Origin of the sequence: Streptomyces sp. NPDC051020 (assembly GCF_040683105.1) — a bacterium.
GTDB lineage: Bacteria > Actinomycetota > Actinomycetes > Streptomycetales > Streptomycetaceae > Streptomyces.
Genome location: NZ_JBFBCG010000050.1, coordinates 1 through 23,137 on the forward strand (window position 1 = coordinate 1; position 23,137 = coordinate 23,137).

At 71.4% G+C, this 23,137-nt stretch carries 22 protein-coding genes; 11 read left to right on the plus strand and 11 right to left on the minus strand.

The genetic code is table 11. The annotated features are described in order from the left end of the window. Nucleotides 1-172: 172 nt before the first annotated feature. Together AB0N06_RS25000 and AB0N06_RS25005 are read right to left on the minus strand one after the other, a co-directional pair. A complete protein-coding gene (locus AB0N06_RS25000) occupies nt 173-835 on the minus strand; it encodes a response regulator transcription factor (RefSeq protein WP_024488613.1) in 663 nt (220 codons plus the stop codon). A gap of 694 nt (nt 836-1,529) precedes the next feature. After that, nucleotides 1,530-2,189 (minus strand): DUF3000 domain-containing protein, encoded by a 660-nt coding sequence (locus AB0N06_RS25005; protein ID WP_366136902.1) that lies wholly within the window; start codon nt 2,187-2,189, stop codon nt 1,530-1,532. 91 nt (nt 2,190-2,280) lie between these two features. Here AB0N06_RS25005 and hemE point away from each other — a divergent pair, with 91 nt between their 5' ends. After that, the gene (gene hemE, locus AB0N06_RS25010; RefSeq protein ID WP_366136903.1) at nt 2,281-3,354 is read left to right on the plus strand and encodes a uroporphyrinogen decarboxylase; all 1,074 of its coding nucleotides are present in this window, start codon (nt 2,281-2,283) and stop codon (nt 3,352-3,354) included. A 160-nt stretch (nt 3,355-3,514) separates the two neighbouring features. Here the strand turns inward: hemE and AB0N06_RS25015 are convergent, their stop codons facing one another. Next, nucleotides 3,515-4,894: an FAD-dependent oxidoreductase gene (locus tag AB0N06_RS25015; RefSeq protein ID WP_366136904.1), complete on the minus strand. Its 1,380-nt coding sequence runs from the start codon at nt 4,892-4,894 to the stop codon at nt 3,515-3,517. Between the two features lie 47 nt (nt 4,895-4,941). Then, nucleotides 4,942-5,916, minus strand: a complete 975-nt coding sequence (locus AB0N06_RS25020) for a DUF4349 domain-containing protein (RefSeq protein WP_366136905.1) — start codon at nt 5,914-5,916, stop codon at nt 4,942-4,944. A gap of 127 nt (nt 5,917-6,043) precedes the next feature. On the opposite strand from AB0N06_RS25020, the gene hemG reads away from it, so the two are divergent. The 3 genes from hemG (at nt 6,044) to AB0N06_RS25035 (ending at nt 9,166) form a co-directional block, all read left to right on the plus strand. Continuing rightward, nucleotides 6,044-7,531, plus strand: a complete 1,488-nt coding sequence (gene hemG / locus AB0N06_RS25025; protein WP_366136906.1) for a protoporphyrinogen oxidase — start codon at nt 6,044-6,046, stop codon at nt 7,529-7,531. Between the two features lie 4 nt (nt 7,532-7,535). Further along, nucleotides 7,536-8,249, plus strand: a complete 714-nt coding sequence (gene hemQ / locus AB0N06_RS25030) for a hydrogen peroxide-dependent heme synthase (protein ID WP_366136907.1) — start codon at nt 7,536-7,538, stop codon at nt 8,247-8,249. A gap of 563 nt (nt 8,250-8,812) precedes the next feature. Beyond that, a complete protein-coding gene (locus AB0N06_RS25035; protein ID WP_366136950.1) occupies nt 8,813-9,166 on the plus strand; it encodes a VOC family protein in 354 nt (117 codons plus the stop codon). A gap of 83 nt (nt 9,167-9,249) precedes the next feature. Here the strand turns inward: AB0N06_RS25035 and AB0N06_RS25040 are convergent, their stop codons facing one another. The 4 genes from AB0N06_RS25040 to AB0N06_RS25055 form a co-directional block, all read right to left on the minus strand. Further along, nucleotides 9,250-10,035 carry a TIGR04222 domain-containing membrane protein gene (locus tag AB0N06_RS25040; RefSeq protein ID WP_366136908.1) on the minus strand — a complete coding sequence of 262 codons (786 nt, stop codon included), beginning with the start codon at nt 10,033-10,035 and terminating at the stop codon, nt 9,250-9,252. 84 nt (nt 10,036-10,119) lie between these two features. Next, on the minus strand, nt 10,120-11,130 hold the full coding sequence (locus AB0N06_RS25045; RefSeq protein WP_366136909.1) for a TIGR04222 domain-containing membrane protein: 1,011 nt from the start codon (nt 11,128-11,130) through the stop codon (nt 10,120-10,122). A 5-nt stretch (nt 11,131-11,135) separates the two neighbouring features. Beyond that, the gene (locus AB0N06_RS25050; RefSeq protein ID WP_366136910.1) at nt 11,136-12,485 is read right to left on the minus strand and encodes a DUF692 domain-containing protein; all 1,350 of its coding nucleotides are present in this window, start codon (nt 12,483-12,485) and stop codon (nt 11,136-11,138) included. Nucleotides 12,486-12,704: 219 nt separating this feature from the next. Next, nucleotides 12,705-13,454, minus strand: a complete 750-nt coding sequence (locus AB0N06_RS25055) for a peptidyl-tRNA hydrolase (RefSeq protein WP_366136911.1) — start codon at nt 13,452-13,454, stop codon at nt 12,705-12,707. Between the two features lie 71 nt (nt 13,455-13,525). On the opposite strand from AB0N06_RS25055, the gene AB0N06_RS25060 reads away from it, so the two are divergent. Genes AB0N06_RS25060 through AB0N06_RS25070 form a run of 3 tightly spaced genes read left to right on the plus strand, consistent with a single transcriptional unit; the run spans nt 13,526 to nt 15,755 of the window. Next, entirely contained in the window at nt 13,526-14,203 is a 678-nt protein-coding gene (locus AB0N06_RS25060) for an AIM24 family protein (RefSeq protein ID WP_366136912.1), read from the plus strand. Further along, on the plus strand, nt 14,200-15,090 hold the full coding sequence (locus AB0N06_RS25065) for an ABC transporter ATP-binding protein (protein WP_366136951.1): 891 nt from the start codon (nt 14,200-14,202) through the stop codon (nt 15,088-15,090). The genes AB0N06_RS25060 and AB0N06_RS25065 overlap by 4 nt, the downstream gene beginning before the upstream one ends. Beyond that, nucleotides 15,087-15,755 (plus strand): ABC transporter, encoded by a 669-nt coding sequence (locus tag AB0N06_RS25070; protein WP_366136913.1) that lies wholly within the window; start codon nt 15,087-15,089, stop codon nt 15,753-15,755. Before AB0N06_RS25065 ends, AB0N06_RS25070 begins: the two co-directional genes overlap by 4 nt. A gap of 145 nt (nt 15,756-15,900) precedes the next feature. Here the strand turns inward: AB0N06_RS25070 and AB0N06_RS25075 are convergent, their stop codons facing one another. The 3 genes from AB0N06_RS25075 to zapE all read right to left on the minus strand — a co-directional run bounded on the left by AB0N06_RS25075 (nt 15,901) and on the right by zapE (nt 19,020). Then, the gene (locus tag AB0N06_RS25075; protein WP_366136914.1) at nt 15,901-17,280 is read right to left on the minus strand and encodes an alkaline phosphatase PhoX; all 1,380 of its coding nucleotides are present in this window, start codon (nt 17,278-17,280) and stop codon (nt 15,901-15,903) included. Nucleotides 17,281-17,429: 149 nt separating this feature from the next. Continuing rightward, the gene (locus AB0N06_RS25080; protein WP_366136915.1) at nt 17,430-17,855 is read right to left on the minus strand and encodes an OsmC family protein; all 426 of its coding nucleotides are present in this window, start codon (nt 17,853-17,855) and stop codon (nt 17,430-17,432) included. A gap of 40 nt (nt 17,856-17,895) precedes the next feature. Beyond that, complete coding sequence (gene zapE, locus AB0N06_RS25085) at nt 17,896-19,020, minus strand: cell division protein ZapE (RefSeq protein ID WP_366136916.1); 1,125 nt, start codon at nt 19,018-19,020, stop codon at nt 17,896-17,898. A 36-nt stretch (nt 19,021-19,056) separates the two neighbouring features. Between zapE and AB0N06_RS25090 the strand changes: the two genes are divergently transcribed. From AB0N06_RS25090 to msrB, 4 genes are all read left to right on the plus strand, one after another. Further along, nucleotides 19,057-19,821: a pyrimidine reductase family protein gene (locus AB0N06_RS25090; protein ID WP_366136917.1), complete on the plus strand. Its 765-nt coding sequence runs from the start codon at nt 19,057-19,059 to the stop codon at nt 19,819-19,821. A gap of 149 nt (nt 19,822-19,970) precedes the next feature. Then, nucleotides 19,971-20,423, plus strand: coding sequence for an indole-3-glycerol phosphate synthase (locus tag AB0N06_RS25095; protein ID WP_366136952.1), 453 nt, complete (start codon nt 19,971-19,973; stop codon nt 20,421-20,423). 40 nt (nt 20,424-20,463) lie between these two features. After that, nucleotides 20,464-21,858, plus strand: coding sequence for a UDP-N-acetylmuramate--L-alanine ligase (gene murC / locus AB0N06_RS25100; RefSeq protein WP_366136918.1), 1,395 nt, complete (start codon nt 20,464-20,466; stop codon nt 21,856-21,858). Between the two features lie 10 nt (nt 21,859-21,868). Beyond that, on the plus strand, nt 21,869-22,276 hold the full coding sequence (msrB, locus tag AB0N06_RS25105; RefSeq protein ID WP_366136919.1) for a peptide-methionine (R)-S-oxide reductase MsrB: 408 nt from the start codon (nt 21,869-21,871) through the stop codon (nt 22,274-22,276). Nucleotides 22,277-23,137 lie beyond the last annotated feature (861 nt).

The window sequence follows — 23,137 nt, forward strand, 5'->3', positions numbered from 1 at the left end:
GGTCAGGGCCGTGTGGTCACCACTCCAGGGCCCAGGGCCGGCCGGTCGAGGCGAAGTGACCGACGTTGACACATTCGGTGGCGCCGGTCGACGGAACGTTCCGTCGACGGGCGCCGATGAATGTAAACCAGCCGGGTCCGTATCTCGGTACACGCCGGCCGGCGTGCCGGGGTCAGTGGATGATGCCCGTGCGCAGGGCCACGGCGACCATTCCGGCGCGGTCACCGGTGCCGAGCTTGCGGGCGATGCGGGCGAGGTGGCTCTTGACCGTCAGGGCGGAGAGCCCCATGGAGACGCCGATGGCCTTGTTGGACTGGCCTTCGGCAACCAGCCGGAGCACCTCCACCTCGCGGCCGGACAGTTCGCGGTAGCCGCCCGGGTGGCTCGGGGTGCCGGGGGGCCGGCGGTGCATACGGGCGGCATTGGCGCCGATGGGGGCGACGCCGGGTCGGGTGGGGTGGCCGATATTGGTACGCGTGCCGGTGACGACATAGCCCTTCACGCCGCCCGCGAGGGCGTTGCGTACGGCGCCGATGTCATCGGCGGCGGAGAGGGCGAGGCCGTTCGGCCAGCCGGCGGCTCGGGTTTCGGACAACAGGGTCAGCCCGGAACCGTCGGGCAGATGGACGTCGGCAACACAGATGTCGCGCGGGTTGCCGACGCGGGGACGGGCCTCCGCGATGGACGACGCCTCGATGACGTCACGTACCCCGAGGGCCCACAGGTGGCGGGTGACGGTGGAACGGACGCGGGGGTCGGCCACGACGACCATGGCCGTCGGCTTGTTCGGGCGGTAGGCGACCAGGCTTGCGGGCTGCTCTAGGAGAACGGACACCAGGCCTCCTGGGGAGTGGCGGAACGGGCCGGCTCGGGGATGAAGCCGGGGCGAACCGTGCTTGAAGGGTCATTGACCTCTTCGGCAGCAGACCCGTCCTCCTTTAGAGGAAGATCACGATTTCATGCGTAACAATTCGGACAAATCGGACGGGTGATCGATTGTACGACAAGAATGCCGGTAGCTGTGCGAAGCCTGTGACGCGCCGTCGCGGACAGGACCCGGCCGCCGGGACGCGCGGCACGATCCGGTGCCCCGCACTCCGGTGGCAGGGAGGAGCGTGCGGGATGCGGCGTACGGCACCGGCGGTGGAACGCTGCAGGCAGGACCGGGTGTCCGGGGGTACGGCGGCGCGACCGGGCGTGCGGGACCGGGGGTGCGGATACGGTGGCGCGGCGGGGTGTGCGGGATCCGCCTGCCGGAGAGACGGGCCGCGCGGGCATGAGGACCTGGGGGTACGGAACCGGCATACCGGGCCCCTGCCGGAGCCGACGCGCGGAACCTGGTTCCCGGATCCGGCTTCGGACCGGCTGCAAGGAATGGGCACAACGGAACCGGTGGGATACGGAACCGGCGTAGGCAAGATCCGCCTCCGCGTCCGGCCTGCGCACCCACATGGCGCATCCGGCCTACGCACCCACACGGCGCATCCGCCCTACGCACCCGGCCCTGGGAGTCCGCCCGCGTGGCCCCGCTACGGTGCCTGCGGGCCGCGCCGCTGGGGCAGTGTCACCACCGCCGCGTCGGCGGGTCCCGACGGCGGCAGACCGGCGATCTGGCACAGCAGATCTCCCCACGCCGCCAGATGCGCCGCCGTGTCCGGCACCCCGCCACGCCCCTCGCGCGGCGTCCAGGACGCACGGATCTCGATCTGGGTCGCCGGGCGCCGCTCCGCCAGCGTCCCGAAGTAGTGGGAACCGGCGCGGGTGACCGTGCCACCCGCCTCCCCGTACGACAGGCCCCGCGCCTCCAGCGCGCCGGTCAGCCAGGACCAGCACACCTCCGGCAGCAGCGGGTCGGACGCCATCTCCGGCTCCAGCTCGGCGCGTACCAGTGTGACCAGCCGGAATGTGCCCTGCCAGGCGTCATGCCCGGCCGGATCGTGCAGCAGCACGAGGCGGCCGTCGGCGAGATCGTCCTCGCCGTCGACGACCGCCGCCTCCACGGCGTACGCGTGCGGAGCGAGGCGCTGGGGCGGCCGGGTCGGCTCCACTTCCAGCTCGGGGCGGAGCCGCGCGGAGCGCAACGCTTCCACCGCCGACCGGAACGCGGGTGGGACGGAACTGCCCTCCACACTGTCCTTGCCGTCAGCGCTGTCGGAATGTTCGGAAAATTGTCCCTGAGCCGGAGCCATGCGGGGAAGAGTAGGCGGAACCGGAGCCTCGTGCAGGGAGGGACACCCTGCGGGGCTCGGCTCCTTGCCGCTTCATGCGAAGATTCTGTGCGTGAGCGCCAACGACAGCCCTTCGGGCCAGCAGACGAAGACCTCCGCCACCCATGAGTCGGCGTTCCTGAAGGCGTGTCGCCGCGAGCCCGTGCCGCACACGCCGGTCTGGTTCATGCGTCAGGCGGGGCGCTCGCTGCCCGAGTACCTGAAGGTGCGCGAGGGCATCGCGATGCTCGACTCCTGCATGATGCCGGAGCTGGTCACGGAGATCACGCTGCAGCCCGTACGCCGCCACAAGGTCGACGCGGCGATCTACTTCAGCGACATCGTCGTCCCCCTCAAGGCCATCGGGATCGACCTCGACATCAAGCCCGGCGTCGGTCCGGTCGTCGCGGACCCGATCCGCACCCGGGCCGACCTGGCCCGGCTGCGTGACCTCACGCCGGAGGACGTCCACTACGTCACCGAGGCCATCGGCATGCTCACCGCGGAACTCGGGTCGACGCCGCTGATCGGGTTCGCCGGTGCGCCGTTCACTCTGGCGAGCTACCTCGTGGAGGGCGGCCCGTCCCGCAGCCACGAGCGCACCAAGGCGATGATGTACGGCGAGCCGGAACTCTGGGCCGAGCTGCTCGACCGGCTGGCGGAGATCACCGGTGCGTTCCTGAAGGTGCAGATCGAGGCGGGCGCCTCGGCCGTGCAGCTCTTCGACTCCTGGGTCGGCGCGCTCGCCCCCGCCGACTACCGCCGCTCCGTGATGCCGGCCTCCGCGAAGGTCTTCGACGCGGTTGCCTCGTACGGTGTCCCGCGCATCCACTTCGGTGTCGGCACCGGTGAACTGCTCGGGCTGATGGGCGAGGCGGGCGCGGATGTCGTCGGCGTCGACTGGCGGGTCCCGATGGACGAGGGTGCGCGCCGGGTCGGACCCGGCAAGGCGCTCCAGGGCAACCTCGACCCGGCGGTGCTGTTCGCGCCGACGGCGACGGTGGAGGCGAAGGCGCGTGAGGTGCTGGACGCGGCCGCGGGTCTGGAAGGTCACATCTTCAACCTGGGGCACGGCGTGATGCCGGCGACCGACCCGGACGCACTGACCCGGCTCGTCGAGTACGTCCACACGCAGACGGCCCGCTGAACCGGTCGCCGAAACGCATCCTGCTCGCCGCGAAACCCTCGGGTTCCGCGGCGAGCGGTGCCTGGTGCGCACCCAGCCCCGAGACGCCGCCCCACCTATGTGCGCGGCCTCTCAGTGGTCACGGAGTGGCCGTTCGCCTGCCTGACGACGGAGAGCCCCCCTACACACCCGCCGCGCGCACGGCCTGGACCGTCTTGCGTGCCGCCACCAGGACCGGGTCCCACACCGGCGAGAACGGCGGGGCATATCCCAGGTCGAGCGCTGTCATCTGCTCCACCGTCATCCCCGCGGTGAGTGCGACCGCCGCGATGTCGACGCGCTTCGCCGCTCCGTCCCGGCCCACGATCTGTACGCCGAGCAGCCGGCCCGTGCGGTACTCCGCGAGCATCTTCACCGTCATCGGCTGAGTGCCCGGGTAGTAGCCCGCCCGCCCGGTCGACTCGATCGTCGCCGTGACGAACCGGAGCCCCACCGCGCGGGCGTCCTTCTCCCGCAGCCCCGTCCTGGCGATCTCCAGGTCGCAGACCTTGCTGACCGCCGTACCGACCACGCCCGGAAATGTCCCGTACCCGCCGCCCACATTGGACCCGATGATCTGGCCGTGCTTGTTGGCGTGGGTGCCCAGCGCGATATGCCGGGTGCGGCCCGCCACCAGGTCGAGAACCTCGACGCAGTCGCCGCCCGCCCAGATGTTGTCGTGCCCGACGACCCGCATCGACAGATCGGTGAGCAGACCGCCGTGCGGGCCGACCGGGAGGCCGGCCGCGCGGGCCAGCGTCGTCTCCGGTTCGACGCCGATGCCGAGCACCACCACGTCCGCGGGGTAGGTGCCCTCCTCCGTGGCGACCGCGCCGACCCGGCCGTCGGCACCGGTGATGATCTTGCTGACCGGGGCCCGGTTCACTGTCGTGATGCCCAGACCGTCCATCGCGTCGTGGACCAGGCGCCCCATGTCGGGGTCGAGCGTCGCCATCGGCTGCTCCCCGCGGTTGAGGACCGTCACCTCGAAGCCGTGCTTCAGCAGCGCCTCCGCCATCTCGACACCGATGTAACCGGCGCCGACCACGACCGCGCGCCGGCCGGGCGCCCGGTCCAGGGAGTCCAGCAGCGCCTGACCGTCGTCCAGGGTCTGCACCCCGTGCACCCCGGCCGCGTCCATGCCGGGCAGCGCGGGGCGCACCGGCCGGGCACCGGTCGCGATCACCAGCTTGTCGAAGCCGGCCCAGTACGTCTCGCCGGTCTCCCGGTCCAGCGCGCGCACCCGCTGCCCGGCGACATCGATCTCCGTCACCTCGGTGCGCATCCGCAGATCGATGGCGCGGGCCCGGTGCTCCTCGGGCGTACGGGCGATGAGGTCGTCCCGCTGCTCGACGTCTCCGCCGACCCAGTAGGGGATGCCGCAGGCGGAGTACGAGGTGAAGTGACCGCGCTCGAAGGCGACGATGCCCATCTCGTCGGGCCCCTTGAGCCTGCGGGCCTGGGACGCGGCGGACATGCCCGCCGCGTCCCCGCCGATGACCACCAGTCGCTCCGCTGCCATGCCGGGTCCCTTCGAGCGTCGAGTACGAAGGGCCCACGCTACGACCCTCAAGGAGCAGCCGGAGCTTCCGGCGGTACGGAGGCGTGCTCGGCCGCCCGGCGCGTTCGGCGCCGGGTGCGGACCAGCCGCCAGAGCAGCAGCAGTGCGGCCGCGGCCGCCAGGAACGGCGCCGCCGCACCCATCGCCATCGCGATCCACTTCACCGTTGTCACGAACGCGTGCCAGCCGCCGCCGAGCGCGTCCACGAACCCCGGATCGTCGTCGTCCGTGCCCTGCGCCGAGGACTCCGGCTCGGCGAGGTCGAGGGTGATCGTGGCCAGGGTGGTGCGGTCCTTGAGCGACTCCTGCCGGGCGAGCAGCGACTCCAGCTCTGCCTGACGATTGCTCAGTTCCCCTTCCAGGGCGACCACATCGGCAATCTTCTCGGCCCGGTCCATCAGTTTCCGGACCCGGGCGACGCTCGCCCGCTGGGTGGCGATCCGGCTCTCCACGTCGACGACCTGATCCGTGACGTCCTTCGCCTCCGACGTACGGGACAGCAGTTTCCCGCCGCCCGCCAGCTTCCGCAGCACGGCGTCGTACTCGGCCTGCGGCACCCGCAGCACCAGGTGCGACGTCTCGCGCAGGTCGTCGATCCGGTCTGTGGACTCGTTCGCCACCAGCCCGCCCGCATCCTCCGTGACCGAACGGGCCGCCGCGGCTGCCTTCGGCACGTTCTTCACCTCCACGGAGAGCGAGGCCTTACGGATGACATGGGTGGTGGTCGGCGCGGGGGAGCCGGTCGATCGATCCGGGCTGCCGTCGGTGGCCCTCCGGTCCGACTCCCCGCTTGCGGAGTCGGCGCGCCCCGCGGGAGCTGCCGCCTTGTTGTCCGCGGCGTCCGCCGCCTTCGTGGTGCTGCCTGAGCTGTCGTCGGCGGCGCCGCAGCCGCTCACCGCGAGCAGCACGGCAAGCATCCCGGCGGCGAGTACCGTGCGTGAACGACGGGTGGACGAACGGCTCGAATGACGTGGGCTCTGCATAACTGCTCCCCCGGGGCGGGTGGTTGATGGTGCCGGTTCGACGTGCGAGGCGGGGATGCGGGTTGCCCTTTACCGGTTTCGAAGCGGTCACGGTCAGGACTCGGAAGAGGTCTGAGAGAGTGGAGGCATGCAGCGTTCAACACACCGCGTGGACACAGGTACGGGTCATGTCGTCGTCATCGGCGGCGGCATCGCCGGACTCGCGGCCGCCCATCGGCTCATCGGCGCAGGACTGAGGGTTACGCTCCTGGAGGCGACCGACCGGCTGGGCGGCAAGCTCATGACCGGCGAGATCGCCGGCACCCAGGTCGATCTGGGCGCGGAGTCGATGCTGGCCAGACGACCCGAGGCGGTCGACCTGGCGCGCGCCGTCGGGCTCGGCGACCGGCTTCAGCCCCCCGCCACCGCCATCGCGTCGGTCTGGACGCGGGGCGAACTGCGGCCGATGCCCAAGGGCCATGTGATGGGCGTCCCGGGCGACCCCGACGCAGTCAGCGAAGTGATCTCCCCGGAGGGTCTGGCCCGCATCGCGCAGGAACGGGACCTCACGCCGACCGCGATCGGCGACGATGTCGCGGTCGGCGCGTATATCGCCGACCGGCTGGGCCGCGAGGTCGTCGACCGGCTCGTGGAGCCCCTGCTCGGCGGCGTCTACGCGGGCGACGCCTACCGGATCTCGATGCGCGCAGCCGTGCCGCAGCTCTTCGAAGTGGTCCAGGAGGGCGGCTCGCTGCTCGACGGCGTGCAGCGCATCCAGCGGCAGGCCGCAGCCCGGCAGCAGACCGGCCCGGTCTTCCAGGGCATCGACGGCGGCATCGGCACCCTCCCGGACGCGGTCGCCGAGGCCGTGCGCGCCGGAGGCGGCGAGATCATCACCGCCACGCCCGTGCTGGGCCTGACCCGTACCGCCGACGGCTGGGACGTCCGCACCGACACCCGGGTGATCGCCGCCGACGGCATCGTCCTCGCCGCCCCTGCCTGGTCCGCGTCGACGCTGCTGGCCGCCGAGTCCCCGGCCGCCTCCGCCGAGCTCGCGGGCGTCGAGTACGCGTCCATGGCGCTGGTCACCCTGGCGTTCCGGCGCTCCGACGTGGCGGCCATGGGCGCCCTCGACGGGCGCTCCGGCTTCCTCGTGCCGCCGGTCGACGGCCGTACGATCAAGGCCTCCACCTTCTCCACCCACAAGTGGCAGTGGGTCGCCGACGCCGCCCCCGACCTGTTCATCCTGCGTACCTCGGTCGGCCGGTACGGCGAGGAGGACCATCTCCACCGCGAGGACACCGAACTCGTCGACGTCTCGCTGCGTGACCTCGCCGACGCCACCGGACTCGCCGCGAAGCCGGTGGACACCGAGGTCACCCGGTGGCTCGGCGGCCTGCCCCAGTACCCCGTCGGCCATCTGACCCGGGTCGCCCGGATCCGCGACGAGGTCGCCAAGCTGCCGGCCCTGCGGGTCTGCGGAGCGGTGTACGACGGGGTCGGCATCCCCGCCTGCATCGCCGGCGCCCACCGGGCCGCGGACGAGATCGCTGCGGACATCGCGGGCGGGACCGCGGGAGAGATCATTGCCACTCCGACCCCGGTTCAGGGCACACGGAGCGAGGCGGGACAATAGCCGTATGAGTGCGCCTGAGAAGATTCCGAACGCCGGTAAGAAGGCCAAGGACCTCAACGAGGTCATCCGCTACACGCTGTGGTCCGTCTTCAAGCTGCGCGATGTGCTGCCCGCCGACCGTGCCGGTTACGCCGACGAGGTCGAGGAGCTGTTCGACCAGCTCGCGGCCAAGGACATCACGGTCCGCGGCACCTATGACGTGTCCGGCCTGCGTGCCGACGCCGATGTCATGATCTGGTGGCACGCGGAGACGGCGGACGAGCTGCAGGAGGCGTACAACCTCTTCCGGCGCACCAAGCTGGGCCTGGCGCTGGAGCCCGTCTGGTCGAACATGGCGCTGCACCGCCCCGCCGAGTTCAACAAGTCGCACATTCCGGCGTTCCTCGCCGACGAGACGCCGCGCAACTACATCAGCGTGTACCCCTTCGTGCGCAGCTACGACTGGTACCTGCTGCCCGACGAGGACCGCCGCCGCATGCTCGCGGACCACGGCAAGATGGCCCGCGGCTACCCTGACGTCCGCGCCAACACCGTGGCCTCGTTCTCGCTCGGCGACTACGAGTGGATGCTCGCCTTCGAGGCCGACGAGCTGTACCGCATCGTCGACCTCATGCGTCATCTGCGGGCCTCCGAGGCGCGGATGCACGTCCGCGAGGAGGTCCCCTTCTACACGGGCCGCAGGAAGTCCGTCGCAGACCTGGTGGCCGGGCTCGCGTAGCGAGCGGGCTCCGACCACCCCAACCCGGAAGATCAGACGGCGGGCGCCGGCGCACAGCTGTGCGCTGCCCGCCGCTCCAGCGACACCGGGTTCGGCTTCGGGTTCGCCGAGGGCTCCGACCTGCGGCGATCCCGAGACCTGCGGGGAAGCGCACCGCCCTTCCCCGCAGGTCCCCGGCCCACCTCTGCGTGGGCCGGTCGCATGTTCCCGCGGGGGCACGACGGTCCGTGCCGTCCCGCCGCACGACCGCTCGCCGGCCAGGAACGGCTTTGCCCCGTACCTCGCCGCCGATCTTCGTGGCCGGCCAGTGCGCCCGTTCATCGCCGCCGATCCGGCGCACCGTCGCTGCGCCCGCTCGTACGCGTCGACTGGATCCTTGCTGCGGAAGACGCGACGAGACATGGAATCGCCCATGTGCCGAGATGCCGTGTGACCGGCGCCGCAGGTCCTCGCGGGAAGACTTCGGAACCGCCACCTGTACACGGCATCGCCCATTCGGAGATCCTCAGTGACTGTGACCGACAAGAAAAGCGATACTGCGTGGCCCGGGGGGCATCAGCGCCATCACTCTGTTCGTCGAGGACCTGGACGCCACGAAGGGTTTCTACCGGGAGGTCTTCGGGCTGCCGGTGGCCTACGAGGACGACGACTCGGCCGTATTCGGATTCGGGAACGCCCTCATCAACCTGCTGAGGGCCCCTGCCGCGCACGAGCTGATCGAGCCCGCGCGCGTCGCGGCTGCCGACGCCGGATCCCGACTCCAGCTCACCCTCACCGTGGACGACGTGGACGCCATGTGCGAGGAGTTGGCCGCGCGTGGTGTGACGCTGCTCAACGGACCGATGGACCGGCCCTGGGGCATACGGACCGCCAGCTTCCGCGACCCCGGCGGCCACATCTGGGAAATCGCCGAGTGACCGGGGGAGGCACCGGCGGACATCGAGCGCGAGGCGCTGTTCGCGGCCCCCGGCCGGCCACCTCACCGGCCGGGGTGTTCGCGTCAGAGGTGTGAGGGCCCCGGTGTGCCGCGCGGCTCGCCCGTGAGCGCGGCCCGCAGCGCCAGATCGTCGACGGCGCCGACCCCTTTTACGGCGACCGCCGCCAGTACGTCACGCTCCGCGCCGCCCGCCGGGGCGGCGTAGGAGTCCAGCAGCCGCTGTCCCGTGGGAGAGGCCCAGGAGTCCCACGGATGGATCTCCATCCGGGCGATGGCCAGGCAGCCGAGCGTCAGGACGAGCGGCAGTCCGAACCAGACCCACTCGGTCGTCAACGGACTGCCGTGACCTTGCTCCTGACCGGACAGCAGCAGCACCGCACCGGCCATCGCAACCTCCAGCAGCGCCGCGCCGCGCACCATGCGCACCGCCGATGCGAGGTCCGTCCGTTCGCCGCCTGGCAGGGCCAGACCCGCGGCGACGAGCCGGTCGGCGAGGGCGCGAACAGCATCGGCTGCGGCGGTGGCCGCACGTATCGGAGGGATCAGCGACTGCCCCGCCGGCCCGATGGCATGGATCACCGTCCGTTCGACCTCGTCCCGGCCCTCAGGGTCGACGACCGTCGCCCATCCGGTGTGGGCGAGGAGCAGGCGTCTGCGCAGATGCATGGTGACGAGCGCGACATCGGCGACCCGGTGGGGGCCGCCGGCCAGGAACGCCGTCTCGTACAGGGTCAGTTCGACATCACCGGGGTCCCGGGCCCGGTCGACGGCTGCGGCGGCGAGGCAGAGCCGGAGGCAGGAGAGAGCCGCCGCACCCGATGCGACCAGCAGCAACAGAACCCAGAGCATGTCCGAGTTCTATGCGAGGCGGGCGGGGGAGCGCCATAGCCTGTTCAGTATTCGGAATTCGGACCCGCTTGCGAGGTGCCGGTGTCAGGAGCTGCTGCCGCAGCTCGACCCCCCGCAGCTGGATCCACTGCTGCTGGATCCACTGCTGCTGGAACAGCCGGAGCCGCCGGACCCGCCGCAACCGGATCCGGAACTGCCACCGCACCCGCTGCCCCCGCCCGGGGTCCCGCTGGAGCTCCCGCAGCCGGAGCCGGAACCGCCCGAACCGGCGCACCACACCGCCGCGACGAAGTGGTCGTTGCTGCCGGCGTAGGAGCGCGAGGGCGACATCGGTCGCATCCCGCCGGCCGTCCGCATTCGTGCGGCCGTCGCCAACTGCGCCCGCAGCACGGGATCGGGCAGCGCGCGCAGCCCCAGATTCGCCACGAGGTGGGCAGGTTCGGCGGTGGAGGCATGGGCGGCGCGGTACTGCTCGGCGGCACGCCGCCCTGCTTTGGTGATCCGCGTGCGGGCGACGCCCGCGCAGATCAGCCCGGTCGGAAAGCCGACGAACAGGGCGGGGAACACTTTGACGATGAAGGGGAGGGAGAAGTCGAACTCGTCGAATTCCGCCGTGAACTGTGACGCCGTCACCGCGAAGGAGACCGGGATGGCCAGCAGGCAGCCCAGCCCCTGGAACAGGCCCCAGCGGCGCCACTTCACGGTGGCCTCCGGTGCGGCCAGCAGTCCGCGGGCCGCGAGCCCGTCACCGATCTCCTGCACCGCCGGGTGCCGCATCACCGCATCCCGCAGGGTGTGCAGCGCACCGCTGGGGGCGGCGGCGTGCTCCTGGAGAACGGCTCGCTCCACCGGGTCGTGGGCGACCGGCCGCTGGACGGAGACGATGCCGGGACCGCCGACCGCCAGGCGCCCGTCCGTCTGCATGGCGGCGAGCGCGGTGTCCACGACCCTGCCGGGCCCGCCGTTCAGGAATGCCACTTCGTAGAGGTCGTGGGCAGGGCCACCGGGGCCGCGCCGGGCATTCGAGAGCCCCACGATCAGGAGGGTCGAGGAGACCGCGACGGCCAGCGTCACCAGCAGAGCGACGATGTTCATTCCGCTCACCTCCCGATGAGCGCGGCGCGGGCGGCCCGAACCAGCCGGGTCGTGCGGCGGGGCGGCCTTGCGGCCGCGCGGTCCTGCCACCAGATGGTCAGCCGGCGCCGGGCGGCGTCGTCGGTGGGGCGCCCGGCGATCAGCAGCTGCTCGGCGAAGTCCATTGCGTCGCGCCGGTATCCGGCGGCCATGGGGCGGTTCCTGGCGTACGCGAGGAAGGCGCGCCGGTAGCCGTCCCCGAGGATTTCGGGCAGCTCGGGTGCCACCTTGGCGACGACATCGGCGCGCTTGGCAGCCAGTGCGCGGCTCTGGACACCGAGGCGGTGGTGGTCGAAGTCCTCGGGGGCGGGGGTACCGGCGACGAGGGCGGAGAGCAGCGCGGTCTGAGCGACGGCGGCGCGGTCGCGGGTGGCGTCGGTCGTGGGGCCGGGGGAAGAAGCGGCGGGGTGTCCGGCGGGGCGCCCGGCGGGTTCGATGCGGGCGACGCCGTCTCCGGACGTCCCGGCGCCCTGTCCCCGTCCGGGCCCCGTCTTCCCTGCCGCGGCCAGCGTGGCGCGGATCGCCGTCAGTTCGCCCGCCAGCTCGTGCGCGGGCGGGAAGTCGTCGTCGCGCTCCAGGAGTACACCTGGCGGGTCGACCCGCGAGCGGAGCTCGGCGAGCACGTCGAGGACGGGCCGGGTCACCGGGTGGGCGTGCGTGTCGTGCCAGACGCCGTCCTTCTCGATGCCGCCCGCCACATGCACGTACGCGATCGCCTCCACCGGCAGCTCGTCGAGCGACCTCACGGGATCCTCGCCGCGATTGACGTGATTGGTGTGCAGGTTGGCCACGTCGATCAGCAGTCGGACCCCGGTGCGTGCGACCAGCTCGGCCAGGAACTGGCCCTCGGTCAGCTCCTCGCCCGGCCACGCGATCAGCGCCGCGATGTTCTCCAGCGCCAGCGGCACCGGCAGCGAGTCCTGCGCGATCCGGACGTTCTCGCACAGGACGTCCAGCGCGTCCCAGGTTCGCGGCACGGGCAGCAGGTGGCCCGCTTCGAGCCCCGGCGACGCGGTGCGTGTCCCCCCGGCCCGTACGAAGGCGATGTGCTCCGTGACCAGCGGTGTGCCCAGCAGCGTGGCCCGCGCGGCAAGGTTCGCGAGCCGACCGGGGTCGGGACGGTCGGCCCCGCCGAGGCCCAGCGAGACGCCGTGCGGGACGACGGTCACGCCGCGGGCGCGGAGCCGTACCAGGGAGTCGGGCAGGTGGTCGGTGCAGAGGTTCTCTGCGACCGCTTCCACCCAGTCGATCCCCGGCAGTGCCTCCACCGCGTCCGCGATCTCCGGTCGCCAGCCGATGCCGATTCCCAGCTCCATGGTGTCCCCCTCCTCCACTGCGTGCAGGGGTAATGGCCCCGACGGGCAGCGGCCAACCCGAAAGGGGGGACGTTCAGAGCATGATTTGAGGTTCCGGCCACAGAGTGACCGGCGCGTGGACCGGCCGACCGGTGCGGTCCCGCTCGGGCATCGGCGTCGTGGACGGACGCGAGGTAAAGGACCGGTCCCCGGTCGGCTCCGCGGACAGGACCTGAGTGTTCAGCGGCGCAGTGCCGGATGGTCGGCGACCACCGTGCAGGATCCCGGGGCGATCTCCGTGAACCCGGCGTCACGCACCACCGGCAGTCCGCTCCCGGTGAGTTCCGCCCAGCGGGTGGCGTCCGGGGTGGCGACGGAGAGCGGGAAGCCCGCCTCCCGCCACGCCTTGCGCTCCGTGTCCGACAGCTCCCACCAGGCGAGCTGCGCTCCGTGCCCGGCCTGTGCCATCTCCTTGCCCGCGGACATGTCGAGCTCCGGGTTCAGCCAGAGCACCGGGCCGGACGGGTCGGGCGCGGCGGGCGGCTCGGGGTCGTCCAGGTCCGTCCCCGACACCTGGAGCTTCGCCAGCTCCTTCGGCCAGCCGTCCAGCGGAACCGGTGGGAAGACCCGCACTTCGGCGCTCTCGCCGGTGACCGTGATGCCGGGCAGCGCGGACGCCTTGCGCCACTCAGCGCCCCGCGCCCGCCGCACCACCTTGCGGATCCGGGCGTCCTGCCAGTCGCGCATCACCTGCGCCCACTCGCCCTCGCCGGCCGACCGCTCGTCCGAGAGCATCACGAGGACGGCGCGGGCGGCGGTGCGCAACGCGTCGGTGCGGGCCGGGGGGTCGGTCTTCTCGATGTGCACGACCAGCGGAAGCACGTACTGCTGGGCCTCGTCGCGGCTGGTCGGCTCGGAGTGGAACGGGGAGTCCGAGGGGGCCACGGCGCCGGACGAGGACGGGGGTGCGGAAGTGTCGTTGCTGCTCACTCGTCCCAGTCTGCCAGCCGCCCGGCCCGGTTCCTTGGCGGAATGAAACGCTCCGGGTGAGGATGCACCGCATGAAGAGCGATCTCTTTTCCAGCGAGAACATGGTCCAGCCGGCAACCGCCCCTGGAATGACCCTGCAGAATGCCAAATCCATCAAGTACGCCGTCAACGGCGAGATGCACGCCCGCCAGGGATCAATGGTCGCCTTCCGCGGCAATCTCCAGTTCGAGCGCAAGGGCCAGGGCCTCGGCGGCATGCTGAAGCGCGCCGTCACCGGCGAGGGACTGCCGCTGATGGCGGTCCGCGGGCAGGGCGAGGCGTGGTTCGCGCACGAGGCCGCCAACTGCTTCATCGTGGACATGGAGCAGGGCGACGTCCTCACCGTCAATGGCCGCAACGTCCTCTGCTTCGACCCCACCCTCACGTACGAGATCAAGACCGTGAAGGGCGCCGGGATAGCTGGTGGCGGGCTCTTCAACAGCGTTTTCAGCGGTTACGGCAAGCTCGGCCTGATCTGCGAGGGCCACCCGATCGTGATACCCGTCACGGCCCAGCAGCCGGTGTACGTCGACACGGACGCGGTCGTCGGCTGGAGCGCCCAGCTCAGCCCCTCGCTGCACCGCTCGCAGAGCATCGGCTCGATGATCCGCGGCGGCTCCGGCGAGGCGGTCCAACTGATGCTGCAGGGCGAGGGATTCGTGATCGTCCGGCCCAGCGAGCTCAAGCCCGAGAAGGCATCGGCCAACTGAACCTGACAGGAGTGGGCCGACGGTACGGCCTCGGCGGACCATGGGTGCTGCGCGGGGTCGACCTCGACCTGCCCGCGCACACCCTTGTCCGGATCGAGGGTGCCAACGGCACGGGAAAGTCGACGCTGTTGAGGCTGATCGCCGGGATTGACGCCCCGACCGAGGGCCGCATCACCGGCCGACGGCCGCGCACGGCGTACGTCCCCGAGCGCTTCCCGGCGGCGCTGCCCTTCACTGCCGCCGGGTACCTCGTCCACCTCGGGCGGATCCACGGTCTGCGGACCCCGGAGGCGACCGGGCGGGCGCAGGAGTGGCTGGCGCGCTTCGGGGCCGCCGGCCACGCCCGTACCCCCCTGTCCGAACTCTCCAAGGGCACCAGCCAGAAGGTCGCCGTCGCCCAGGCGCTGCTCGCCGAACCGGAGCTCCTGGTCCTGGACGAGGCATGGACCGGCCTGGACACGGCGGCCCGCGGCGAACTGGACCGCGCGGTCGCGGAACGGGTCACGGCCGGGGCCACCGTCGTCTTCGTCGACCACGATCCGCGCCGACTGGCCGAGGCGGTCGACGTCACCCACCGGGTCGAGGGGCACCGGCTCGTCCCCGTAACGGCGACGGAGACCGGGGACGGGACGGCCGGGCCGCGGGTACGCATCGAGGTCACGGGCGCGTCCGGGGCCGTCCTTCCCTCGGGGCTTCCCGGCACCCCGGTGCAGGAGCCCCGGACCGACGGAACCGTCCGGCTCACGGTCGCGGCCGTGCACTCCGACGCACTCCTGCGCGCTCTGCTCACAGCCCGCCCGCCCTGGCACATCACACACCTGTCGGCGGCAGCGGCACCCGAACCGACGCCCCGGACCGAACCGTCAGGGACCAGGCAGGCACGATGACCGCCCTGATCCGCTACCAGGCCGCCCTGCTGCTCCGCTCCCAGCGCTGGCTCGCCCCCGTTCTCCTGTACGCCGTCTTCCTCGCCGTCGGAGTCCAGTCGGGGCAGCCCGTGCTCGACTCGCTCGGTTACGCCGCCGCCGCGCTCCTGCCCGTCACCGCCTGGCTCGTCCAGCTCTGCGCCACCCAGGAACCACCCGCCGCCCGGACCGTCGCCGCCGCTGCGGCCGGGCAGCCGCGGGTCCATCTGGCATCGCTGCTCACCGCCGCGGGCTGTGCCGGACTGATGGGCACGGCGGCCACCGCGATCGTGCTGCTGATCAGCGATCCGGCCAACGCCGACCACACCGTCCGCGTGCCGCTGCTGCCCGCCGCGCTCGCCGGGCTGCTCGCCGCCGCCTGCTGCGTGCTGCTGGGAGCGGCGGTCGGCGCCCTGTGCACCCGCCCGATGGTGCACCGTCGCGGCTGGTCGGTCGCGACCACCGCGCTCGCCGCCCTGCTGTCCCTGGTGACCACCGGATCGCCCGCGAAGTACGCGGTCACGGGACTGGTCACCGGATCGCTGACCGGAGCGGTACACATCCCTGTCCTGCCTCTGATCTGCGCCGCCGTGGCGGCCTGCGCGGTGGCGGCGGTCGTCTGCAGGCTGACTTCGCTGCGCGGGTGAGTAAGAGGCCGCGCACATGGGTGGGGCGGCGTAGCCCGGCCCGGCGGCCGCACCTGCGCCGCGGACGCGGCCCCACCACCTCGTAGCGGCCGATGCCCCCTCCGGTACGGGGGCGGACCGCTCCGCCCCCGTACCGCTCAACACCTCAATGCCAAGGGCCCGTCACCGCGAACGTCGTCCCCGGCGTGTAGCAGTTCACGAACATCGTCCCGCCGTCCGGAGCGAATGTGACCCCGGCGAACTCGCCCCACTCCGGACTCTCCGCCGTCCCGATGTTCTGCCGGCCGCGCGCCATCGCGTACACCTCGCCGCGCCGCGTCACGCCGAACACATGCTGCGCGCCGTTCCCGTCCTCGCACACCATCAGCCCGCCGTCGGACGCCAGACAGATGTTGTCGGGGGACTCGCCGGGCAACTGCACGTCCGTGCCCGGACCGAAGACGACCACCAGCGTGAGGCGGCGCCGCTTCGGCTCGTACCGCCACACCTGTCCGAAGTGGTCGGCCGCCGAGCCCGCCGCGCTCTGCGCGAAGCTGGAGACGAAGTAGACCGACGAGCCGCCCCAGTAGCAGCCCTCCAGTTTCTGGGCGTGCGTGATGCCCTTCGGGCCGAAGCCCTGGAACCGGATCGGTGTTCCGGCGGCCTGCGGATCCGGTACGGGGACCCACTCGATCCGGTCGAAGCTCGCACCGGTCTCCTGGATGACGGAGAGGTCGGGGACGCCGGGCACCCGCATGGCCTGCAGTTCGCCGCCGGCCCGCAGAGAGCCGGTGCCACCGAGCGGTTTCTCCGGAAGGAAGCGGTAGAAAAGCCCGAACGGCCTGTCGAACGCGTCCTCCGTCTCGTACACGATCCCGTTGTGCGGATCGATCGCGACCGCCTCGTGCTGGAAGCGGCCCATCGCGGTGAGCGGCACGGCTCCGGTGCGGCGCGGGTCGGCGCCGTCCACTTCGAAGATGAAGCCGTGGTCCTTGGTGTAGCCGTTGGTGCCGGCCCGGTCCTCGGTCTCCTCGCAGGTCAGCCAGGTGTTCCATGGGGTCCGGCCACCCGCGCAGTTCACCGCCGTGCCGGCGATGGCCACCCGTTCGCCGAGGACCGCGCCCCGGCTGTCGAGCTCCAGGGTCGTGCAGCCGCCCTTGCCCATCGGGTCGTAGGTGAGGCCGTCGACGGCCGGTACCGGGATCTTCGCAGTGACCCGGTTCTCGTGGTTGCGGACGAGATGGACGCGGCCTCGGTGGCCGGTGAACGCCGCCATGCCGTCGTGGTTGCTGGGGACCCGGCCCTCGCCGGAGCGGAGCCGCTCGCCCTCCCGGGACAGGACCCGGTAGCGGAACCCTTGCGGCAGGTCGAGCAGACCGTCGGGGTCGGGGACCAGCGGCCCGTAGCCGCTGTGGCCACGGGCGGCCGCGGTGCCCGCGAAAAGTTCGGAGAAGGCGCCGGCGAAGGCGATCGAGACAGCGGTCGCACCGCTGCCGGCGAGGACCTGGCGTCGTGTTGCGAGTCGTCGAGGTGCAGTTGATGACATGAGGCAACTCCCTGCTGGCGGACAGGAGAAGTGACCCGCATGTGTGTACCACGCGTTTCGTCGCGCGGGAACCATGCGGGTCACTGAGCCTCGTGCGTGTCACGGGTCCGCAGGGGCCCGTGGGATCAGCCGCGGGGCCGGCCGTGCGGTCAGACGAGCGACGCGGTCAGTGTGATCGTCGTGCCCGTGAGGGCCTGGCTGACCGGGCAGTTCGCCTTGGCGTCCTCGGCGGCCTTGATGAAGCCCGCCTCGTCGAGACCGGGCACCTCGCCCTGCACGGTGAGGTGGATGCCGGTGATGCCGGTGCCGGGCTGGAAAGTGACCTCGGCTTGGGTGTTCAGCCGGGTCGGCGCGTTGCCGGCCGTGGTCAGACCGTTGGACAGGGCCATCGAGAAGCAGCTGGAGTGCGCCGCCGCGATGAGCTCCTCCGGGCTGGTCTTGCCGTTCGCCTTCTCCGCACGGGACGGCCAGGAGACCGCGTACTCCCCGATGCCGGAGGAGTCGAAGGTGACAACGCCCTTGCCCTCGATCAGGTTGCCTTCCCAGACCGTGTGCGCCTGACGCGTGGTTGCCATGCTGGATCCCTTCGGATGGGTGGAGTTACCGCACCCGAACCTACTGCGCCACCAGTCCCTTTGCGTCGCGCGCCAGCGCCGTCAGGCGGGAGATCGCCCGGAAGTACTTCTTCCGGTACCCCCCGTTCAGCATCTCGTCGCTGAACAGCCGGTCGAACGGGAGCCCCGACGCGAGCACCGGGACTTCCCGGTCGTACAGCCGGTCGGCGAGCACGACGAGCCGCAGCGCCGTCGACTGGTCCGGCACCGCCTGCACGTCGGTGAGGCACACCGCGCGGATGCCGTCCGTCAGCGCGCCGTACCGGCTCGGATGGACGCGGGCCAGATGGTCGAGCAGCGACGGGAAGTCGTCCAGGCTGGCGCCCTCGGTGGCGTACGCGACCTTCGTGACCTGCTCGTCGGAGTACGGCGCCGGCGCCTCGGGCAGCCCGCGGTGCCGGTAGTCCTCGCCGTCGATCCGCAGCGGCCGGAAGTGCGAGGACAGCCCCTGGATCTCCCGCAGGAAGTCGGCGGCGGCGAAGCGCCCCTCGCCGAGCTTGCCGGGCAGGGTGTTGGAGGTGGCGGCGAGCGCGACACCCGCCTCGACCAGCCTGCTGAGCAGTGACGACACGAGAACGGTGTCACCCGGGTCGTCGAGCTCGAACTCGTCGATGCACAGGAGCCGGTGCCCGCTGAGCGTCTGCACGGTCTGCTGGAAGCCCAGCGCGCCCACCAGGTTGGTCAGCTCGACGAACGTGCCGAACGCCTTCAGTGCGGGAGCGGCGGGCGTGGCGTGCCAGAGCGAGGCGAGGAGATGCGTCTTGCCGACGCCGTACCCGCCGTCGAGATAGACACCGCGCGGTCCGGCGGCCGGTGCCGCCTTCCTGCCGAACCGCCACCATCCCTCCGAGGATCCGCTTCGCGCGCTCCCCTTCCTGCCCGCACCTGTCGCGTGCGCCCCGCCGAGCCCGTGCGCGAACTCGTCGAGAACCTTCACCGCGTCGGTCTGGCTGGGCTGGTCGGGATCGGGGACGTACGTGTCGAAGCGCACCGAGTCGAAGCGCGGCGGCGGCACCATCTCGGCGACCAGCCGGTCGGCGGGGACGTGCGGCTCAAGGGCGCACAGGGACAGCGGGGCCGTTTCGGCTATGGGGCTCTGCCCCGGCACGGCGGTGGATGACGACACAGCTCTCAAGCTTAAGCGCCATGCGAGACTGCACGGATGCGACGCCTCTTCCCTGTGACCGACCCGACACCGGCTGCCGAAGGAGGGGAGTGGAGTCTGGACGAGCTCGCCGACGCCTATGCGTACCCGGCGGGCGACGACCCCTGGCTGCGCGCCAACATGGTCTCCACACTCGACGGCGCCGCGCAGCACGACGGACGCTCGCAGCCGATCTCGTGCGACACGGACATGCGGATCTTCGGCACGCTGCGCGCTCTGGCCGATGTGGTCGTGGTGGGTGCGGAGACCGTACGGATGGAGGGGTACCGGCCCGCCAGGGCCCGGGACGCCTTCGCCGCGCGGCGGGCGGCGGCCGGGCAGGGACCCGCGCCGGCGATCGCCGTCGTCAGCGGGAGCCTGGACCTGGATTTCTCGCTCCCGCTCTTCGTCTCGCCGCTCGTCCCGACCCTCGTGGTCACCGGGGCCGGTGCGCCGCCGGACCGGGTCGAGGCGGCCCGCAGCGCGGGTGCCGAGGTGGTGATCGCGGGGGAGGGCTCCCGGGTGGACCCCACCAGGGTCGTGCGGGAGCTCGCGGACCGCGGGCTGAGGCGGCAACTGGCGGAGGGCGGGCCCCGGCTGCTCGGTCAGTTCGTGGCCGCCGGGGTGCTGGACGAGCTCTGTCTCACCCTGTCTCCCATGCTGACCGCCGGCGATGCCCAGCGAATCACGGGCGGCCCCTCGGTGGCGGTGCCGGAGCGATTCACCCTCGCTTCGATGCTGGAAGAAGCCGGATTTCTCTTCACTCGGTACCGTCGGATCTGACAATCAGCGGAATTTCCCGTTCCGGTTAGCTTCCGATGGGCACAATGACTCACGCAGACCCCGTGCGACCACGGGGAAGGATGGTTTCAGCAGAGGCCGTCGAGGCCCGATGGAGCAGAAGGGCGCCCGAGGTGTTCACCAGCGTTTTGATGATCGAGAAGCCCCTCACTTCCGAGGACGTCGAGTTCGTCACCACCCTGCACGGGGAGGAAGAGACCTCGTTCGTCGTACTGATGCAGCCGCGCGGAGACCAGGCCGACGTACTGCTGCGCGCCATCGACGACGTGGCGATCGGCGAGCTGAAGGAAGCCGCCCGAGAGCTCGAGGAGCCGGAGGGCAAGGACGCCAGGCAACCCGCCGAACTGGCGCTCGAGGTGTCGCTCGCCGCCCTGCGTCAGGCAGGCTCGGAGGCTGTCGGACAGGTGGTCGAGGAGCACCCCCTGGACAAGTTGAAGTCCGTCGTCGACGAGGCGGGGGCGGACGAGGTCATCGTGCTGACCGCACCGCACTACGTGGAGGAGTTCTTCCACCGCGACTGGGCCTCCCGGGCCCGGCACAAGGTCGGCGTACCGGTGCTCAAGCTCTTCGCGCACAGCGAATAGGCTGGGGCCGACTCACAACGACTTCTGGGGAGACACACGCATGGCACCCGGTATTCCTGCCGCCATGGAACGGCCGCACTTCATCGGCATCGGCGGCGCCGGAATGTCGGGCCTCGCGCAGATCCTCGCCCGGCGCGGCGCCAAGGTCACGGGCAGCGACGCCAAGGAATCGGGCACGGCCGAGGCACTGCGGGCGCTGGGGGCGACCGTCCACATCGGGCACGCCGCCGCCCATCTGGCCGACGACGCGTCCTGCGTGGTCGTCTCCAGCGCCATCCGCTCCGACAACCCGGAGCTGCTGCGCGCCGCCGAGCTGTCGATCCCCGTCGTGCACCGCTCCGACGCGCTCGCCTCGCTGATGCAGGGCCTGCGTGCGATCGCCGTCGCGGGCACCCACGGGAAGACGACCACCACGTCGATGCTGGCCGTCGCCCTGTCCGAGCTGGGCCTCGACCCGTCGTACGCCATCGGGGGCGACCTCGCGGGCCCCGGCACGAACGCCAGGCACGGCGAGGGCGACATCTTCGTCGCCGAGGCCGACGAGAGCGACCGCAGCTTCCAGAAGTACGACCCCGAGGTCGCGATCGTCCTCAACGCCGAGCTGGACCACCACGCGAATTACGCCTCGATGGAGGAGATCTACGACTCCTTCGAGACGTTCGTCGGGAAGATCGTCCCCGGCGGCACCCTTGTCGTCTCCGCCGACCAGTCCGGCGCGGTCGAGCTGACGCGGCGGGTACGCGACCTGGCGTCGCTCAACATCGTCACGTACGGCGAGTCCGAGACGGCCGACGTACGGGTCCACAAGATCACCCCGCGCGGGCTGACCAGCGAAGTCACCGTCGTCCTGAACGGCAAGTACCTCACCTTCACGGTCTCCGTCCCCGGCCGCCACTACGCCCTCAACGCGGTCGCCGCTCTCGTCGCCGGTGTCGCGCTCGGCATCCCGGCCCACAACCTGGCCTCCGCCCTCGGTACGTACACCGGCGTCAAGCGCCGCCTCCAGCTCAAGGGCGAGGCGGCGGGCGTCCAGGTCATCGACTCGTACGCACACCACCCGACCGAGATGACCGCCGACCTCGACGCGATGCGCGGCGCCGCCGCCGACTCACGCCTCCTGGTCGTCTTCCAGCCCCACCTCTTCTCCCGCACCCAGGAGCTCGGTACGGAGATGGGCCAGGCCCTCGCCCTCGCCGACGCCTCCGTGGTCCTGGACATCTACCCGGCCCGCGAGGACCCGATCCCGGGCATCACCAGTGCCGTGATCATCGACGCGGCGAAGGCGGCCGGCGCCGACGTCACCCCCGTCCACGACAAGGCGGCGGTCCCCGAGGTCATCGCGGGAATGGCGAAGCCCGGCGACCTCGTTCTGACCATGGGGGCGGGCGACGTCACAGACCTCGGCCCGCAGATCCTGGATCACCTGTCGAGCTGAGGGAGCGACCGTGCCGTACGACATCGAGAAGCCGGACGAGGAATGGCGCGCGGAACTGACGCCCGCCGAGTACGCGGTCCTGCGCCAGGCCGGCACCGAACCGGCCTTCGTCGGTGAGTACACCGACACCAAGACGGCCGGCGTCTACTCCTGCCGGGCCTGCGGCGCCGAACTGTTCCGCTCGGACACGAAGTTCGAGTCGCACTGCGGCTGGCCGTCCTTCTACGACCCGAAGGACACCGACGCGGTCGAACTGATCCAGGACCGCAGCCACGGCATGGTCCGCACCGAGGTGCGCTGCGCCCGCTGCGGCTCGCATCTGGGCCATGTCTTCGAGGGCGAGGGCTACCCGACGCCGACGGATCAGCGGTACTGCATCAACTCGATCTCGCTGCGGTTGGTTCCCGAGGACGAATAAGAGGCCGCGCACATAGGTGGGGCGGCGTCACGGGGCTGGGGCACGCACCTCGCGGCGTTGTCGTCCATCACCATGGCTCAATCCTCCGCTTTGCAGCTGCCCGCACCCAGCCCGCGGGTGGTGAGCGGGCGGCCCGTAAGCACGGTGTGTTTTGGCCTGGCTGAGGGGTTGGCGTAACCAGGTGTGGGAGAGCGACCACATGCAGGCGCCGGTGCTGGTCGAGATCGATGGACGTCCGCGCAGCCCGGGGGTCACGTGGTTCACCGACTGCGCGACGAACGTGATCACGGGTGTCGCACTCACGCCGGGGCATCCGTCGCGGGAGTCGATGCCGGCCGCGTTGCGCTCGGCAGTCCTGCGCGAGGAGCCGTACGGCCCGTTCAGCGGGCTGCCGGAGATGGTGCGCGTGGACCGGGGCAAGGACCTGCGCTGCTCAACTCCAGCTCGGCGAGGGTCCGTGCGGTGGCTTGTAGGGAACCGGTTGGCCGGTGTGTGCGCGTCGACCACAACGCGATCGCCTACGGGTCGTGCCAGCTTCACAGTCACTTGTTGCAACCTTGCCTGCTTGGTGCAGTAGCCGCCGTCGTCCTTCCGGTGTTTGACGGAGCCCGAGAGCACCACGCTGCCCCGTGTTTCCAGTACAGCCACCACGGGGCCATCGTCGCAGGCACCGTGGAGGGCAACCACGGTCACCGAACGCCCTCCTGCGGCAATCTGGACCAGCTGATCGAGCGGATGGCCCGGGACGCCGTAAGCCCGCCCGATCGGCGGCCGGGGGAGCGGCGACGGGATGACAGCGGCCTGCCTGAGAGGGGAGGCATAGCCACTTAGGGTGAACAGCCAGGCTGGGACCACCGCCGG